The sequence below is a fragment of the Saccharopolyspora sp. NPDC002376 genome (assembly GCF_053593195.1).
This window is the reverse complement of record NZ_JBSFBZ010000097.1, coordinates 1-16,220: the sequence shown is the minus strand read 5'-3', so window position 1 is coordinate 16,220 and position 16,220 is coordinate 1. Positions and strand designations below refer to the sequence as shown.

The 16,220-nt window shown below is 68.9% G+C and carries 15 protein-coding genes and 4 tRNA genes; 8 read left to right on the top strand and 11 right to left on the bottom strand.

The window, feature by feature from the left end; all coding sequences use genetic code 11:
* Positions 1-88: 88 nt before the first annotated feature.
* From ACWCO2_RS35495 to ACWCO2_RS35460, 8 genes are all read right to left on the bottom strand, one after another.
* A complete protein-coding gene (locus tag ACWCO2_RS35495) occupies positions 89-859 on the bottom strand; it encodes an enoyl-CoA hydratase (RefSeq protein ID WP_450132185.1) in 771 nt (256 codons plus the stop codon).
* 99 nt (positions 860-958) lie between these two features.
* Positions 959-1,780, bottom strand: coding sequence for an SAM-dependent methyltransferase (locus ACWCO2_RS35490; protein ID WP_450132184.1), 822 nt, complete (start codon positions 1,778-1,780; stop codon positions 959-961).
* Positions 1,781-1,944: 164 nt separating this feature from the next.
* On the bottom strand, positions 1,945-3,162 hold the full coding sequence (locus tag ACWCO2_RS35485; protein WP_450132183.1) for an MFS transporter: 1,218 nt from the start codon (positions 3,160-3,162) through the stop codon (positions 1,945-1,947).
* A gap of 258 nt (positions 3,163-3,420) precedes the next feature.
* Positions 3,421-4,584, bottom strand: a complete 1,164-nt coding sequence (locus ACWCO2_RS35480; protein ID WP_450132182.1) for a DUF371 domain-containing protein — start codon at positions 4,582-4,584, stop codon at positions 3,421-3,423.
* Positions 4,584-5,240, bottom strand: coding sequence for a 16S rRNA (adenine(1408)-N(1))-methyltransferase KamC (gene kamC, locus ACWCO2_RS35475; RefSeq protein ID WP_450132181.1), 657 nt, complete (start codon positions 5,238-5,240; stop codon positions 4,584-4,586). The genes ACWCO2_RS35480 and kamC overlap by 1 nt, the downstream gene beginning before the upstream one ends.
* 264 nt (positions 5,241-5,504) lie before the next feature.
* Complete coding sequence (locus ACWCO2_RS35470; protein WP_450132180.1) at positions 5,505-6,338, bottom strand: carboxylesterase family protein; 834 nt, start codon at positions 6,336-6,338, stop codon at positions 5,505-5,507.
* Between the two features lie 256 nt (positions 6,339-6,594).
* A tRNA-Val gene (locus ACWCO2_RS35465) sits at positions 6,595-6,666 on the bottom strand.
* 55 nt (positions 6,667-6,721) lie between these two features.
* Positions 6,722-7,216 carry a TIGR02611 family protein gene (locus ACWCO2_RS35460; protein ID WP_450132179.1) on the bottom strand — a complete coding sequence of 165 codons (495 nt, stop codon included), beginning with the start codon at positions 7,214-7,216 and terminating at the stop codon, positions 6,722-6,724.
* 825 nt (positions 7,217-8,041) lie between these two features.
* Here ACWCO2_RS35460 and ACWCO2_RS35455 point away from each other — a divergent pair.
* From ACWCO2_RS35455 to ACWCO2_RS35435, 5 genes are all read left to right on the top strand, one after another.
* Positions 8,042-8,467, top strand: a complete 426-nt coding sequence (locus tag ACWCO2_RS35455) for an SsgA family sporulation/cell division regulator (RefSeq protein ID WP_270948951.1) — start codon at positions 8,042-8,044, stop codon at positions 8,465-8,467.
* Between the two features lie 140 nt (positions 8,468-8,607).
* Positions 8,608-8,680: transfer RNA gene (locus ACWCO2_RS35450), tRNA-Gly, on the top strand.
* A gap of 47 nt (positions 8,681-8,727) precedes the next feature.
* Positions 8,728-8,799 (top strand) — tRNA-Cys (locus ACWCO2_RS35445).
* 1 nt (position 8,800) lies between these two features.
* Positions 8,801-8,875 (top strand) — tRNA-Val (locus ACWCO2_RS35440).
* Between the two features lie 178 nt (positions 8,876-9,053).
* Positions 9,054-9,659 carry a class I SAM-dependent methyltransferase gene (locus tag ACWCO2_RS35435; RefSeq protein WP_450132178.1) on the top strand — a complete coding sequence of 202 codons (606 nt, stop codon included), beginning with the start codon at positions 9,054-9,056 and terminating at the stop codon, positions 9,657-9,659.
* A gap of 65 nt (positions 9,660-9,724) precedes the next feature.
* Here ACWCO2_RS35435 and ACWCO2_RS35430 read toward each other — a convergent pair whose 3' ends face one another.
* Complete coding sequence (locus ACWCO2_RS35430; protein WP_450132177.1) at positions 9,725-10,372, bottom strand: cation transporter; 648 nt, start codon at positions 10,370-10,372, stop codon at positions 9,725-9,727.
* Positions 10,365-10,712: an ArsR/SmtB family transcription factor gene (locus ACWCO2_RS35425; protein ID WP_450132176.1), complete on the bottom strand. Its 348-nt coding sequence runs from the start codon at positions 10,710-10,712 to the stop codon at positions 10,365-10,367. The genes ACWCO2_RS35430 and ACWCO2_RS35425 overlap by 8 nt, the downstream gene beginning before the upstream one ends.
* Before the next feature lie 73 nt (positions 10,713-10,785).
* Between ACWCO2_RS35425 and ACWCO2_RS35420 the strand changes: the two genes are divergently transcribed.
* Both ACWCO2_RS35420 and ACWCO2_RS35415 read left to right on the top strand, forming a co-directional pair.
* Positions 10,786-11,844, top strand: coding sequence for a DNA polymerase III subunit beta family protein (locus ACWCO2_RS35420; protein WP_450132175.1), 1,059 nt, complete (start codon positions 10,786-10,788; stop codon positions 11,842-11,844).
* Positions 11,841-12,473 (top strand): hypothetical protein, encoded by a 633-nt coding sequence (locus ACWCO2_RS35415; protein ID WP_450132174.1) that lies wholly within the window; start codon positions 11,841-11,843, stop codon positions 12,471-12,473. The genes ACWCO2_RS35420 and ACWCO2_RS35415 overlap by 4 nt, the downstream gene beginning before the upstream one ends.
* A gap of 26 nt (positions 12,474-12,499) precedes the next feature.
* Here the strand turns inward: ACWCO2_RS35415 and ACWCO2_RS35410 are convergent, their stop codons facing one another.
* Entirely contained in the window at positions 12,500-14,581 is a 2,082-nt protein-coding gene (locus tag ACWCO2_RS35410; protein ID WP_450132173.1) for a sensor histidine kinase, read from the bottom strand.
* A 329-nt stretch (positions 14,582-14,910) separates the two neighbouring features.
* Here ACWCO2_RS35410 and lhgO point away from each other — a divergent pair, with 329 nt between their 5' ends.
* Positions 14,911-16,110: an L-2-hydroxyglutarate oxidase gene (gene lhgO, locus ACWCO2_RS35405; protein WP_450132172.1), complete on the top strand. Its 1,200-nt coding sequence runs from the start codon at positions 14,911-14,913 to the stop codon at positions 16,108-16,110.
* Positions 16,111-16,220 lie beyond the last annotated feature (110 nt).

Sequence of the window (16,220 nt, the reverse complement as noted above, 5' to 3'; positions counted from 1 at the left end):
CATCCGACGAGAGCACGTCCAGCACGACCTCGAGCACCTCCAGCAGCAGCGAGACGACGACCTCGGGCAGCAGCTCGGAGACCAGCACCTACGAGTTCAGGAATTCGTTCATGTATCGCTGTGGTTCGCCGGTGTCGAATGAGGTGCCGAACTCGGCGACGCTGTCCGCGATGGCCTGGTCGAGGGGAAGCGCTTCCCAGGAACGCAGCAGCTTCTTCTGCTGGCGCACGGCCGCCGGGCCGAACTCCGCAAGCCGGCGGGCGGCGCGGTCCACCGCGTCGTCGAGTTCCTCGGGGGCGACGACCTCGTTCACCAGGCCCCACGAAAGCGCGGTCTCCGCGTCGATGTTCTCCGCGGTGAGCATCAACCAGTCGGCGCGGCCGCTGCCGATCAGCCTGGGCAGCAGGGCCGCGTGGATCACCGACGGGATCCCGACGGCGACCTCCGGCATCCCGAACTTCGCGGTGCTGCTGCTGATCCGCAGATCGCAGGCCGCCGCGACCTCCACGCCGACCCCGAGGCACCAGCCCGGCATGCGTGCGATCACCGGCGCTGGGAAGTCGCGAACCGCCTGGCACAGCCGGCGCAACCCGTCGATGAACACCTCGGCGCTGCCCCGCTCCAACGTGGCCATCTCGGTGATGTCGGCGCCGCCGATGAACGCCCGGTCCCCGGTGCCGCGCAGCACCAGCGCCCGGACCTCGGGCCGTTCGGCCAGCTCGCCGATCGTTGAGGTCACTTCGCTGCTGACGGCGCTGTTGATGATGTTCAGCACCTTGGCGTTGCGGATCGTGACCGTGGCGATGCCGTCGTCGTCCACGACGCTGGTCGCGTGCTCGGTGTTGCTGATCAGGTTCAAGGCCGCTCCGTCCACCGGTGGTCCGTCGCGGCCGACCCTAAGCTCCCGAACGCCCGGCGACCAGACCCATTTCGCTCCGCTAACGACCCGGCACGGCGCTCAGGGTTTGATCCCGACGGCTCCGTACATGTAGATCTGCTCGTCCGAGATCTCCTCGTCCTCGTCCGGGTGCCACCGGTGGACCAGCACCACTCCCGGATCGACCAGGTCGAGCCCGTCGAAGAGGGACGCCACTTCGGCCGCGGTGCGGGCCTTGGTGTTGATGCCGCTGGAGCGGTACGCGGCGACACCGCTGTCAGCCACCTCGGGCGCGCTGTCCGCGGTCACCGTCGACAACGCCAGCGCACTGCCGCTGGGCAGGGCGTCCAGCAGCCGGCGGACGACGCCGAGCGCTTCGGCTTCGTCCAGCAGGAACTGCAGGATCGCGATCAGGCTCAACGCCACCGGCTGGTCGGGGTCGAAGGTCTCCGCGAACTCCGCCGACTCCAGGATCTCGCCCGCATCGCGCAGATCCGCGTCCACGTAACCGGTTCTGCCCTCGGGCGCGCTGGTCAGCAGCGCACGGGCGTGCGCCAGCACCATCGGGTCGTTGTCCACGTACAGCACCCGCGACTCGGGCGCGACGCCCTGCGCCACCTCGTGCAGGTTCGGCGAGGTCGGCAGCCCGGTGCCGATGTCGAGGAACTGCCGGAACCCGCGCTCGGCCAGGAACCGCGTCACCCGGCACATGAATTGCCGGTTGGCCCGCATCGAAGTCCGCATGTGCGGCACCGCCCGCACGATCTCGGCGGCGGCCTCGCGGTCGACGGCGAAGTTGTCCCGCCCGCCGAGCAGGTAGTCGTAGATCCGCGCCGAGTGCGGCACTTCCGTGCGCAGGTCGACCGGCCCACCGGTCGACGAGTCCGATCTGCCCCAGCTCATCCAGGCGCCTCCCCGAGGTGATCGCGCCCCTCCGCGCCGGAGCGTACCGATCCCGTCGCCCTAGGGGGACCCTATTTTCTCGAAAGCGCTGGATGACCAGGGGCGCAGCACAAAGCCCGTGAGCACTTTGTGGGGTTCAAGCACCGCAATGTGCTCACGAGGGCTCAAGCCGCGACCGGCTGAAGCACCGGCCTGATCACCACAGGCTCGTCGACCGGTTCGGTGATTGCCGGGTGCTTGCGGTCCAGGCCGCCCAGGGCTGCGGCCAGCGCGAGGCCGACTGCTGCGAGCCCCACTCCCACCAGGTTCGGGGCCAGCAGGCCGAGGCCGCCCGCGATCACCAGACCGCCTGCGTAGGCACCGATGGAGTTGGCGATGTTGAACGCCGACTGCAGCGCCGCCGACACCAGCGAGGGCGCGCCGCTCGCCTTGTCCATCACCAAGGCCTGCATGATCGGCGCGACCATGAAGCCGACGGCGCCGATGGCGAAGACCGTCACCGCTGCGGCGATCTTGTTGCCGGAGGTGGAGGTGAACACGCCCAGCACCGCGGCGATCCCGATCAGCGCGGCGTAGACACCGGGCATCACGGCCTTGTCCGCGATCCGGCCGCCCAGGAAGTTGCCGACGGTCATGCCGAGCCCAGCCAGGGCGAGGACCAGCGTGACCGCGGTCGGCGAGTAGCCGGAGACGTCGGTGAGGATCGGGGTCAGGTAGCTCAGCACGGCGAAGGTGCCGCCGAGCCCGAAGGTGACGATCGCCAGCGCCAGCCACACCTGCGGCGAGCGGAACGTGGCGAGCTGGTCGCGCACGGCGGAGCGCCCCGCGGCGGGTCGGCCCTGGGCGGGAACCAGCCAGGCGATGGCGGCGACGCCGAGCACACCGATCGCGGCGACCACGACGAAGGTGGCCCGCCAGCCGAACTGCTGGCCGAGCAGCGTGCCCAGCGGCACGCCGACGACGTTGGCCAGCGTCAGGCCCATGAACATCATCGAAACTGCCTTGGCCCGGTTGCCCGCGCCGGCCATGCTGGCGGCCACCACGGCCCCGGCGCCGAAGAACGCACCGTGCGGCAGCCCGGTCAGGAACCGGAAGATCACGCCGACCCCGGCGCTGGGTGCCAGTGCGAACAGCGCGTTGCCCGCGGTGAACAGGCCCATCGTCAGCAGGAGCATGGTCTTCCGGGACAACCGGGTACCCAGCAGCGTCAACGCGGGTGCCCCGACGACGACGCCGAGGGCGTAGCCGGAGATCAGGTTCCCCGCGGCCGGGATGGACACTCCGAGTTCGGCGGCGGCCTGCGGCAGCACGCCCATCATCACGAACTCGGCGGTACCGATGCCGAAGGCGCCAACGGCGAGTGCGACCAGCACGAAGGGCACAGTTCTCCTCTCTGGGAAGGACGGGAGTTGGTGGGGCCCAGTTCGCCGCGTTTCGCGGAAGCAACGAACTGGATCGATAAAGAGCGGCTCCAAAAATCAGGACAGCCGTCTTGTGGATTCAAGCCCTCATCGGCTGCCCGACACCCAGTCTCGGGGCCCAACCCCCGCTCTGTCCAACCAAAACGAGGTGAACCGAAACACGCAGTAGTCACCTCTGGGAGACCACGTAACCCACACGGGCGACGGACTCAGCGCCAGTCACTCCTCGCCGTCGTCCTTGGTGAGGCCCAGCACCATCTCGTACGCCTGGCGACGCGACCAGCCGGCCGAGTCCATCAGCGCACGGGAAATCGTCTTCTGCGAGACGCCCTGGTCGAGCAGGGAGCGGATCAGACGAGGCGCGTCGACCTCAGTGTCCTCCCCCGCGCCGCCGACGGGCGCGATGCAGCAGAACACGTCGGCTGATCCGACCGGGAGCTCCGAGGCGCTGCCCAGCTGCGGCCGCTCCGAAGTGCCCGCGAGCAACGTCGCCACCCCGCGCTCCCCCGCGTCCCCGACGATCCCGGGCAGTTGATCGGCAGCGCACCGGAAGACGACCGCAGCGTTCGCGTGCCGGCGGACGGCCTTGACGATGCCGCGCCAATTGGTCTCGTCGACCAGCACCACCGGAGCCTGGTTCGACGACATCGCGGCCACCGCCAGCTGCGAAGGCAGACCGATCACCTCGAACGGCACGCCCGCGGTCAACAGCCGGGCGACCACGTCACTGCGGGTGCTGCTCGACGACACCACCAGAACCCGTTCGCCCTGTTCCAACGCGGCGCGAAGTCGCCCGTGGTCGGCCTTGCGCGCATCGACGACGGGCCTCCTGCGGTCATCACCCCTCGCCGCATCGACCAAGGCGCGCGCCGCCTGGTCCTCGATGATCACGGAGGAGGCTGCGGCGATCTCAGCACCGAGCCGCGGAACGTCACTTTCCCTCGCATGGAAGAAAACGAGCCCACCCGCGACGTCGAAGTCGCGTTCCACGGTGATGTCCACTTCGGACTCGGGATCGCAAAGCCCGTCGACCAGCTCACGCGGCAACGTGCTCGCCGCCAGGTCCGCGTCGGTGGCCAACGTGTTCGCCATCCGCTCGGAACTCCGCCGCACCACGGCCGTCGAGCCCGGCCGCCACATCGAGTTCGCGACAGCGCGCACGGTCGCACTGTGCTCTCCGACGCTGATGGTGATCCGCACCGGCCCGGCGATCCCCGGCGCGTCGAGCTCGTGGACCTCGGCGGCAACCCCGACCACGCAGGTCGCCCGCGGAGTGATCTCCGGATCGACGGCGAATTCCAGGGTTTTCCCGTGCGTGGCGCGGATGTTGGCGTGACCGCGGCACGTCATGCGCAGGAGCACGTCCTCGGAGCTGCCCACCATCACGCCTTCCCGATGACGCCGGTGAGACCGAGGACGTCGAGTTCGTCGCGGGTCGAGCCCAGCCGCCGGGTCCACGAGGTCGCCAGCGCGTTCAGCTCCTCATCGCCGAAGTACCTGGCCGTGTTCAAGGTCCAGCCACCTGCCGCGTAGTACGGGGCGAGCTGCTCCATCGCCGAGTCCGGAGTCGGCTCCGGGTGGTCCCCGACCTCGGGGACCGGCGGACGCCACGCGTGCAGGTTGAGCGTGATCAGAAATTCCGCGCCGGGCACGCAGAGCTTCGCCAGTCCCAGCAGCATGTCCGTGTCGGACCCGAGCATGCCCCGCAGGAGGCTCCCCCACGGCATCAGTGAGTGCAGCTCCGTGACGCCGTGGATCTCGGACGGCGGCTTCTCGGCGGAGGCCCACACGCAGAGCAGGTTCGGCGCCCCGCCCTTGGCCGGGGACACCTTGGTCTTCCCGGCGACCTTCTGCATGTTGTCCTTGGCCGCGTCGAGTGCGATCACCAGCTTGTCCGGCTCCGCGCGCGCGAGGTGGTAGGCGTGCTTGGCGTTGCCGGCACCGACGTCGAGCACGACGCCCGCGGTGTACTTGTTCAACATCTCGTCGAACTGCTCCGCGGAGAACTCCACGACGTTCTTGCCCACAACCCTGCGCATGCGCTCAGTCTAGTAACCGCCCCGCCCCACCCCAGCCCCGCAACGACCACCCGAACCGAACCGAGAAGTCCACGATGGGCGGGGCCTCATCGCGTCGGATCCGACGCATGACCTGCCGAGCCCGCGATGCCTCCTGAGACACATCTGCACGGCGCCGGGCTGGTGGACCGCCCAAGCTGATCCCCCGTCGGGCCCGCGCTGCGCTCCTTGCACCCCGCCCCCGCACCCGTCCCGGGGGCGGGCGCTGGTAACGCCCGACCCCGGTTAGAGGAGTGGGCGGACTCCGGCGTAGCCGTCGGGTAGGACTTCCGGGGTGGAGTCCGGGCCGCCGAAGACTCTGGTCGAGCCTTCGTGGCTTGACCAGGCGGCCCACCCCGGGTCGCCATCTCGGATGAGAGCGACGGCCGCGCCGTGAGTTGCTCTGGCAAGCGATGCCGGTGGGTTCGTGCCGGCGAGAACCGGGATACCGACCTCGGAGTCGAGGCAGTCGAACCAGAAGGGCACGTCGACGCAGTGAACAGCGGCGTCGAATGACGGCGAGCGGTAAGAGAAACGGTAGACCCATGTCAGCGCTGTACTGCGGGCGTTAGCAGTGCGGATGATCGATGTCTTGAACATTCGATCGGAGATGTAACGCCCGAGCATCGCAGCGTTTCCACGTGCCACCACATCGGCGTTCGCTCCGAGGTACGCCTCGGACGCCTCGCCGGAAAGCCCGTACTGCTGAAGCAGCGCAGGGAGAGGGGCCTCCACCAACTGGTCGGCCTGACCCATGATCCCGGCGGAGAACTCGTCGTCGGTCACGCCCAGAACGAGGTGCTTATCGGCGCCGACGCCCATGGCGATCGATTCCAGGGTGGGGCGCACGATGAGGTCACCGTCAATCGCCGGCCCGAGACCGAGACCGCTGTCGAGAAGCGCCAACATGTCCGCACCCACGGCAGTCATGGCTTTCTGCGCTTCGACGAGCCGGTCCTCGTCGACGGCGGTGAATGCGGCGAGGGTCGCGTCGATGCCGAGGTCGGTCGCGATCTTCGAGGTGAGGGCCTCAGCACGCTCGGGAAGGACATCAGCGGTGGCCCCGGACAGTGCCCACACGCAAGACAGCGGGCACATCCCGCAACACCCCAACGCGCAGACGCGATCCATGAGGTATCCACTGCCCAGCAGCGGCAATGGGAGCACGACAATGGCTAGTCCAGGCAGGAAAACCCCGCCGTACTGCGGAAAATGACGTGAACACTTCGAACAGCAAAGTGCGGTCAGCACTCTGCTCCCCATTTGCTCCCCAGAACGTCAGATCGCCTGCCCGCGAAGATCGCGGACAGGCCATTTGACCAGTAAAAACACACTGTGGGCGATACTGGGATCGAACCAGTGACCTCTTCGGTGTGAACGAAGCGCTCTCCCCCTGAGCTAATCGCCCGTGTTCTCTTTTCACCGCCGTTCCCGGCGACAAGAAGAACAATACACGACCTTTTTCAGGGCCTGAACAGGGGGGAGGCCAGCCAGTTCCAATGCAGGTCAAACCAGCCGCCGATGGTGGCGAACAGGCCGAGCAGCCACAGCGTGGTCAGCACGACCAGGCAGGTGCCCGTCGTCGCGGCGAGCTTGATGATCATGTTTTGGCGGCCGAGCCAGTCCATCCAGCGTCGGTAGTGGCGCTTGGCGAAGGCGTTGACGCGACCGGCCCAGTGGAACTCGGTGGCGAGGATGCCGAGGCCGGCGAAGACGACGAGCCAGCCTGGGCCGGGGTACGGGATCATCGCGATGCCCGCGATCAGCACCAGGCCGCCGATGACGCCGACCGCCACGCGGTAGGCGAGGCTGAAGCCCGGCTTGCTGCGGATGCGTTCGCGGAACGCGCCGAACCGGTCGCGCAGCGCGCGTGGCCGGGACGCACGGGGTTCGTCGGCTTGGGGTTCCTCGATGACGGGGCGGGTATCCGGCTCGGTTCTGTCGCTCAGGGCTCCCACCTGCTCGGTCGTGCGGGCTCATGCGGGCCGAAGCGCCCGCCGAACCAGATTACGACCCACTCGCGCCGCGAAGCTCGTTTCGCACCAGTTCCGGCGCGGCGGGTGTCAAGCCGACAGTCGGACGCCGATGAGCATCCGCGCCGCCAGAACTGTGACCCGTCTCATGGCCGCTATCGCGCCGAACCGGGCCCTTCGGCCCTGTTGCACCGCTTCGATCCTGGTCACAGTGTGATGCCGCTCTCGACCGGGCGTTCGGGCGTACGCCTGCACTGTAACCAGAGTGCCACACGCATTCACCCGATATGGGGATATGCCGTGGTGAGCGTCTCACCAACGATCCGCGCGCGTGACTGCACAGGCGTGCCGATCCCCTATTGTCGAGGAGACGTCACGCGAAGTCGGCGGAGCGGTAAACCCGGTGGTCAAACCGGACGCGAAGGCGAAATTTCGCAGGGCGGGGGCGACGGATCGAAGACCAGGCGCGGACCCGGTTCGCTCGATTACGGAAAGTAGCCAACTCGGTCACCGGACGAGTTCTGGTCTTGCGACCCAACTCCCCCGTCGGACACGTTCGCAGTGGATCTCTTCCTCTGGTGTGGACCACGGATCCAGCGCGCCTCCCAACCGGGGCGACGATCCGCGGCCACCCCCGAACCCGGAGGCCGATGCGGACACGCACCGCATCCAACTGATTGCCCAGCGAAGTACACCCTGCCCCGTACGGGTGATCTGAGCGAAAGTCGCGAGCGGTTGAGCCCGTTAAGGCGTCACAACTGTGTTGCTCGGTCGATAAAGGGACCGGGAGGGAGCAGAAAGGGGAGAACCATGCGTAACGATCACGTCACTCTGCGTTCCACTGCGGTCTTTGACCTCCTGGCCCCGCAGGCGCCTGCTGTGCCGGTCCAGGTCGAACTGCGCTACGACACCAGCGACCCTTACGCGGTCGTGGCCGCATTCCGCACCGGTCGCGCCGGGTGGGTCGAGTGGGTGTTCGCCCGCGACCTGCTGGCCGACGGGCTGATCGCACACGCCGGCGAAGGCGACGTCACCATCCGCCCGGCCGTCGACGACCCCGAGGTCGTGGCGATCGAGCTGAGCTCGCCGTCGGGCCACGCGGTGTTCGAGGCCTCTGCGCAGGAGCTGGCCGACTTCCTGGACCGCACCTACGACGTCGTGGTCCCGGGCAACGAGAACCTGTGGGTCGACGTCGACGAGGCGCTGACCCGGCTGCTGCCCCACGACCTCGGCTGACCAGGAACAACGGGCTCGGCGCGGACCGCGCCGAGCGACAGGTGGACCCCCCGTTGATCGCGCTTCAGGGCGTGGTCTAAAGTTCACTGTGCAACGCGACGGACGACACCGGAAGCCCGGGACCCGGAAGTCGCAGGCACGCGGATGTAGCGCAGCTGGTAGCGCATCACCTTGCCAAGGTGAGGGTCGCGGGTTCGAGTCCCGTCATCCGCTCTGGATCCTCTGGCGTTCCAGCCGATTCCGGTGTGGAAGCGGAGTCCGGCGGAGTGGCCGAGTGGCTTAGGCAAGGGCCTGCAAAGCCCTGTACGCGGGTTCGATTCCCGCCTCCGCCTCGCGCGATTAGCTCAGTGGGAGAGCGCTACCTTGACACGGTAGAGGTCACTGGTTCAATCCCAGTATCGCGCACCAACTCTTTTCCAGGTCATCACGACCCATCTCCAGCCCCGGCATTCACGTCGGGGCTTTTTCTTCCCCCGATCTCCCACCGACGAGCCGGACGTTTTCGAGCACCGGATCCGCATCGATCCACACCGCTGCGACGAAGAAGTCATGGCAGACGGCCACCGTGCTCCGGGAGAATGCGGTCATGGTTGAGCAGAGCATCTGGATGCAGAAGGTCGCCGCCGATCCCGGGCACTCCTCCTGGTACGTCGAACGCTTCCGCTCCATGGCCCGCGCCGGGGACGACCTCGCCGGGGAAGCCCGCCTCGTGGACACCGCGGTGCCGCGCGGCGCCCGCATCCTCGACGCCGGGTGCGGCCCAGGCCGGGTCGGCGGCCAGTTGGCCGAAGCCGGTCACGACGTCGTCGGCGTCGATGTCGACCCGGTCCTGATCGAGGCCGCCGAGCAGGACCGCCCGGGGCCGCGCTGGCTGGTCGGCGACTTGGCCGAACTCGACCTCCCCTCCCGGGGCATCACCGCGCCGTTCGACGCGATCGTCTGCGCCGGGAACGTGATGACCTTCCTCGCACCGAGCACGCGCAGTGCCGTGCTGGAGCGGCTCCGCGCACACCTCGCGCCGGGCGGCCGGGTCGTGATCGGCTTCGGTGCCGGCCGCGGCTACGAGTTCACCGACTTCTTCGCCGACGCGGCGGCGGCCGGACTCGAGCCCGACCTGCTGCTGTCCACTTGGAACCTGCGTCCCTTTACCGACGACTCGACCTTCCTGGTGGCCCTCCTCCGCGCACGGTGAACGCGCTTCCACCGTCCACTTCGGAATCCGCGCTCGGACCGGGCCTGCGCACCGAAGGCGAGTTCTCAGCAGCAGTGCTCGCCGCGCCAGGCCTCCCGGCCTTCCTTGACCGCCACCACTGCGATCACCAGGGCTGCGATCGGGTCCGCCCAGTACCAGCTGAAGAGGCTGTTGAGCAGGAGGCCGATCAGCAGGACTCCGGAGAGGTAGGTGCACAGAAGGGTTTGCTTCGAATCAGCCACTGCGCTGTTCGATCCGAGCTCCCGGCCCGCGCGGCGTTGGGCGTAGGACAGCACCGGCATGATCGCGAGACTCAGTGCGGCCAGGACGATTCCGGCTGTTGAGTGTTCGGCTTCCGCTCCGCCGAGCAGTGCCCGCACCGATTCGACGGTGACGTAGACCGCCAGGGCGAAGAACGACAGGCCGATGATCTTCAGCGCCACCCGCTCGCGCGCTTCCGGGTCCGAGCCGCTGAACTGCCACGCCACTGCCGCGGCCGAGGCGACCTCGATGGTCGAATCCAGGCCGAACCCGATCAGGGCCGTGGAGGACGCGGCTTTGCCCGCTGCGATCGCCACGATCGCCTCGATGACGTTATAGGTGATCGTCGCCGCGACGAACCAGCGAATCCGCCGGGTCAGCACTGCCCGGCGGGCATCGCTCAGTCCCGTGTTGAGCGGGGCTGAACAGCCGTCCGTGCAACCCTCACTCACCGGGCACCTCCGCGCCGTAGTTCGGGCACAGCGCCACGGCTCGACCGGTCGCAGCCAGCAGCGCCTCGGCCGAGGCCAGCAGGTCCAGCAGCTCTGGGCGGGAGAGCGAGTAGTACACCTGCCGGCCTTCGGGGCGGCCGGTCACGAGGCCGCAGTCCCGCAGGCACGCCACGTGCGCCGACACCGTGGACTGCGCCAACCCCAGCTCGCTCACCAGGTCAGCCACCCGAGCCTCGCCGTCCGCCAAGCGCAGGGCGATCGACAGCCGCGTGCCGTCCGAGAGGCCACGGAACAACGACACCGCTGCGTCCAGCCCCTCAGCCGAACAATTCATCGTCATGGCGATGATAGCGCCAAGGGGCGATGGATCGCGGTTTGACCTTCGAGTTGGTCGAAGGTCGAGAATCGCTTTCGTGGACGACGAGTTGTTGAACATCGGCTCCTTCGCGCGGGAGGTCGGGCTGACGCCGAGCGCGCTACGGTTCTACGACGACTGCGACGTGCTGCTGCCCGCGCACGTCGACGCCGTGACCGGCTACCGCTTCTACTCCCCCGGCCAGGTGGCGCGTGCTGTGCTGCTGCGCCGGTTGCGGGCGGCTGGCGTGCCGTTGCCCGAGGTCGGCGTGGTGCTCGACGGGACCGCTGAGCAGGCCCGCGCCGTGCTGGCGGCCCATGCCCAGCAGGCGCAGGAGAGGGCGGAGGCCGCGCAGGCTGCGATCGAGGAGATCTTGGATTCGCTTCCAGGCGGCGTGCGGCGGACGTTGGCGCGTGTGGGCGGGGCGGAGCTTTCCAGTGCTGTGCGCCAGGTTTCGCCGTCGGTCGGCGATGCCGCCGCGCGGGCGAAGTTCCCCGTGCTGGGTTGCGTTCTCATCGAGCTCGACGATCAGGAGGTGCGGCTGGTCGCGACGGACCGCTACCGGCTGGCCGTTCGGACGCTGCGAACCTCCGTCGAAGGTCCCGCAGCCAGACTGGCGGTCGATGCCGCCGAGCTCGGCGACGTCGCTTCCTGGGCGTTGCCGTTCGCCGAGGTCAGCATCGAGGTCGACGAGCGCGGAGCTCGGCTGCACGGTGAAGGCCGGTCGCGGAGCCTGCCGACGTCGGACGAGATCTTCCCGGACTACCGGCTGATCCTGGACAACCTGCCCAGCCCGCAGAACCGGCTCATCACCGATCGCAACGCCCTGCGCACAGCGCTGCTCCGCTCCCCCGGTCCGGTCGTCCTGCGCGCCGAGGACCAGCAACTCGTGATCTCCGACGAGATCCTTCAGCCCGCTGTCCACACTGGACCTCCGCGGTGCATCTCGTTCGACCCGGCGGTTCTCGTTCCGGCGTTGGAGGCCGGCGTGGGACCTGACGTGCTGTTGGAGATCTCCGCACCGGATCAGCCGGTCGTCGTCCGATCCGCCGACCAGGGCAGCTTCACCACGCTGGTCATGCCCGTGCGCACCGAAGAAATCAGGAGAACACCGTGAATCCCGAGAATCCCGTCGTGCACCTGTGCTCGCAAGGCATGCAGGCCGAGGCCGAAGGCCGCAGCGACGACGCGCGCGAACAATTCCAGCAGGCCTGGGAGCGCGCCACCGACGACTACGAAGCCAGCATCGCTGCCCACTACCTCGCCCGGCACCAACCGAACCCCGAGCAGACGCTGCGCTGGAACCGGGAAAGCCTGGAGCGCGCAGAACGAGTCGACGATGAGCGGGTCACCGGGTTCTTCGCCTCGCTGCACCTGAACCTGGCTAAGTCCTACCGAGAACTGGACCAGCCCGACCGGGCGCACGAGCATTTCGCCTTGGCCGCCAAGCACATCGACGACGTCCCGCCGGGCCAGTACGCGGACTGGACCCGGTACGCCATCGCCGAAGGACTACGCCCGACCAACCCCGCTGACGAGCTGCTCGACGACCTGATCGCGAAGTTCTGCGAGCGGCGGGATATGAAGGCACTTGCCATCGTCCTGCCCGCACGGCTGGGCGATCTCGGCACCGACGACGACCGCATGCGCTTGCGCACCGCCCTGCACATGCTGCACGCATCCCGCAGCCTGCCCAACACCGAACAGGACTCCCTCAGCCGAGCAATCACCGCGCTGACCGCCTGACCGTCCATCGTGGACTCCAAGCTGACTCAGTCGCCGTGTTCGCCTCGCCCGGAACCCCGCGCGCGTTCCCACTTCGGCCGTTCCGGTGTTCCAGGGATGGACGCGCTGGGCGACCGTTCGCCGGCGTTCGTCGACGGCAGGCGCAGCAGGTCCGGCTCCTCGGTCCGGTCCTCGAACAGCCGCTCGTGCGCCACGATGTTGGTCGGCAGGCGGACGAGGGCCACCGTGCCGTCCCCCGCCGCCTCGCGCAGCTCCACCTTGATGCCGCGGCGGGAGGCCAGCACCGCCACCACGAACAGGCCGAGCCGGGAGTCGCCGCGCAGCGTGATGTCCTCGAACTTCGGCTTGCTGGCCAGCAGCACGTTGGCCTCGTCGCGCTCGGCCGGGCGCATGCCCATGCCCTCGTCCTCGATCCGCAGCAGCACGCCGCGCGGGGTGTCACCGCAGTAGACGTGCACCTTCGAGTTCGGCGCGGAGAACGACGTCGCGTTGTCCATCAGCTCGGCCAGCAGGTGGATCACCTCCCCCACCGCCGCGCCGATCACCGAGAGGTCCGGCGCGCGGTGCACCTGGATGCGGTCGAAGTGCTCGGTTTCGGCGACGGCCGCGCGCACCACGTCGGCCAGCCGCACCGGCTTGCGCCACTTCCGCCCAGCCTGGACTCCAGCGAGGACCACCAGGTTCTCGGCGTTGCGGCGGGCGCGGGTGGCGAGGTGTTCCAGCTCGAACAGCCCGGCCAGCCGCTCCGGGTGCTCCTCGTTGCGCTCCATGCGGTCGAGCACCTTCAGCTGGCGGTGCACCAGGCCCTGGTTGCGGTGCGCGATGCCCAGGAAGACCTTGTTGAACCCGGCCTTGGCGTGGTTCTCCTGCACCGCGGCCGCCACCGCCGTGTGGTGCGCGGTGTTGAACGCGTCGGCGACCTGGCCGATCTCGTCGGTGCCGTAGTCCAGCGGCGCGAGCTCGGCCTCCACGTCGACCTGCTCGCCGCGCTCTAGGCGGGACATGATGCCCGGCAGGCGTTCTCGGGCCAGCCGCAGCGTGTCGTCGCGCAGGCTGGTCAGCCTGGAGACCAGGGTCCGGTCCACCAGGCTGCGGGCGGCGCGGGCGGCCAGCACTATGCCGATCAGCACGGCCACCAGCCCGCCCAGGCTCACGGCCAGCACTTCTAGGAGTTGGCTGTTGCCGTTGTCGAGGCTGAGCTCGATGCCTTCGCGGGCTTGCTGCACGGCGACTTCGATCAGCTGCTGGGACACCTCGGTGGTGACCTGCCCCCACGCGGCTGGATCCACCGAGGGCTCGCCCGGCTGCGGCGGGGTCTCGATCAGCGCGTTCTCGAACTCGGTCAGCTGGCGCCAGGCGTCGCCCGCGGTGAGCTGCCGCAGGAGATCAGCGCCGCCGGGCTCCATGACGGGCAGATTGGTGTCTAGCCGGGCGTGGTACGAGCCGACCAGGTGCGCGAAGGCCACGTGCTCGCCGGGGCCGAACTGACCGCTGGTCAGCGCCGCGCTGCCCAGCGAAGCGGCCTGCGACATCCGATCGGCCGCCCGGAACACCTCGCTACCGGCCAACCCGGCCAGGCCCGCCTCCGAATCCGGGACGATCCGCGCCTGGGTGTCGAACAGGTCGGCCCAGGTTTCGAGCAGCCGGTTGTAGTAGTCGAAGGCCTCCTGCCGCGACACCGCGCCGGAATCCATCCCGGCGCGCTGCTCCGGCAGCTCGGCCAGCAGCAAGCCCAGGGCACGGACCTGGCTGGCGATCTCCGTCGGCGAGTCGGAGATCAGCTGGTCGAAGTTGGGTTGCGTGCGCGCCAGGGCCGCATCGGTTCGGGCTCGCTGGGCTGCCACGGCGTTGGGGTCGGTGTCCGGGCGGCTGAGGTGCTCCAGCTCGAGGCGGCGCTCCTCCTGCAGCTCCATCAGGCTGTCCGCCGCCGGGATCGAGGCGTTCTGCACGCCGGTGGCGACCATCGTGGCGTAATAGCCGTCGTAGATCGTCAACGACGAGAACCCGAGCCACATGACCAGCAGGATCACGCTGGGCACCAAGCCGATGCGCGTCAGTCGGGCCCGGATCGTCTTGTACTCGCTCCCGGAACTGCTCGTCCGCGCCACAGTGCTCCGCAACCGTCGAACCGACCCAGTGCGCTCCTATCGGGGAGAACCCAGGGCAAGGCACCGGTTCAGCGGCGTCCCACTCCCGCGACCCCCGGTAGGATGACCGCACCATAGCACAGGGTGATCGATCGACTACTCAAATCCCACCGCGGAGGCGGGAATCCGCGACCAGGAGCCGACGATCCGGGCTTGCCGTGGACTCCAGACCCGTGCTCACCTGAAGGCGACGAGTAACGGAGCGTGATCTTCTCGGTGTGGTGCGGAACCGCTGATCCGCCATCCGGCGGGGGTTGGATTCGGCTGGTCGGATGATCAAGATGACAGGCATGACAACGACCTACGACGTGACGATCATCGGCGGCGGCATCGTCGGGTTGGCCACCGCGCACGCGCTCAGCCAGGCCGACCCGGGCTGCAAGATCGTCGTGCTCGACAAGGAGCGCCGCTGGGGAGCCCACCAGACCGGCCACAACTCCGGCGTCATCCACAGCGGCCTGTACTACCCGCCGGGCAGCGCCAAAGCCCGGTTCGCACGTGCCGGCGGCGAGGCGATGTACCAGTTCTGCGCCGAGCACGGAATCCCGGTGCAGCGCACCGGCAAGGTCGTGGTCGCGACGTCTGAGGCCCAGCTGCTCAAGCTCGACGAGCTGGCGCGCCGCGGCGCGGCCAACGGCGTGCAGGTCAGCGAGCTGGACAGCGCGCAGCTGCGGGAGCGGGAGCCGAACGTGCGCGGTCGCCGGGCGTTGCTGGTGCCCGACGCCGGGATCACCGACTTCCCCGCGGTCTGCCGCAAGCTCGCGGAGCTGCTCGCCGAGAACGGCGCCGAACTGCGCACCGGCACCGAGCTGGTCGGCGTGCAGCGCGACGGCGCTGATCTGGTGCTGGCGACGAACCGCGGCGAGATCCGCACCCGGCGCGCGGTGAACTGCGCCGGGCTGCACAGCGACGCGGTGGCCGAGCTGGCCGGTTCGCACCCGCCGGCCCGGGTCCTGCCGTTCCGCGGCGAGTACTACGAGACCACGTCCTTCCGCCGCGACCTGGTCAACGCGCTGGTGTACCCGGTGCCGGACCCGGCGTTCCCGTTCCTCGGGGTGCACCTGACGCGGATGGTCGACGGCAGCCTGCACGTCGGGCCGAACGCGGTTCCCGCGCTGGCCCGCGAGGGCTACAACTGGGTGACCTGGTCCGGCGATCACCTGCGCCGTCTGGTGCGCGACCCCGGTCTGCGGGTGCTGGCGAAGAAGTACTGGCGGACCGGAGCGGTGGAGATCGCCCGCTCGGCGCTGAAACCGCTGTTCGTTCAGGCGGCCCGCCAGCTGCTGCCGGATCTGCGCAGCCGCGACCTGCTGCGCGCCGAAGCCGGGGTCCGCGCGCAGGCGGTCACCCCGGACGGAACGCTTGTGGACGACTTCCTGGTGGTCGAGGACGAGCACTGGGTCCACGTCCTCAACGCCCCGTCCCCCGCGGCCACCGCCTCCCTGCTCATCGGCAAGGACATCGCCGCCCGCATCAAGTCCCGAGACTGATCCGGTCGTGAGTGCGAAAACAGGTTGGAGCCGGTTTTCGCACCGGACTTGCAGTGCAGGACGATCTTGCGGTCCTGCGGCAGTTCCGCGAGCGCCTCGCCGGAGAGGAT

What these genes read in the sequence shown, in the direction of transcription:
- ACWCO2_RS35490 (WP_450132184.1), bottom strand. Translation starts at nt 1,780, where the DNA reads ATGAGCTGGGGCAGATCGGACTCGTCGACCGGTGGGCCGGTCGACCTG.
- ACWCO2_RS35480 (WP_450132182.1), bottom strand. Translation starts at nt 4,584, where the DNA reads ATGGTGGGCAGCTCCGAGGACGTGCTCCTGCGCATGACGTGCCGCGGT.
- kamC (WP_450132181.1), bottom strand. Translation starts at nt 5,240, where the DNA reads ATGCGCAGGGTTGTGGGCAAGAACGTCGTGGAGTTCTCCGCGGAGCAG.
- ACWCO2_RS35455 (WP_270948951.1), top strand. Translation starts at nt 8,042, where the DNA reads ATGCGTAACGATCACGTCACTCTGCGTTCCACTGCGGTCTTTGACCTC.
- ACWCO2_RS35435 (WP_450132178.1), top strand. Translation starts at nt 9,054, where the DNA reads ATGGTTGAGCAGAGCATCTGGATGCAGAAGGTCGCCGCCGATCCCGGG.
- ACWCO2_RS35425 (WP_450132176.1), bottom strand. Translation starts at nt 10,712, where the DNA reads ATGACGATGAATTGTTCGGCTGAGGGGCTGGACGCAGCGGTGTCGTTG.
- lhgO (WP_450132172.1), top strand. Translation starts at nt 14,911, where the DNA reads ATGACAACGACCTACGACGTGACGATCATCGGCGGCGGCATCGTCGGG.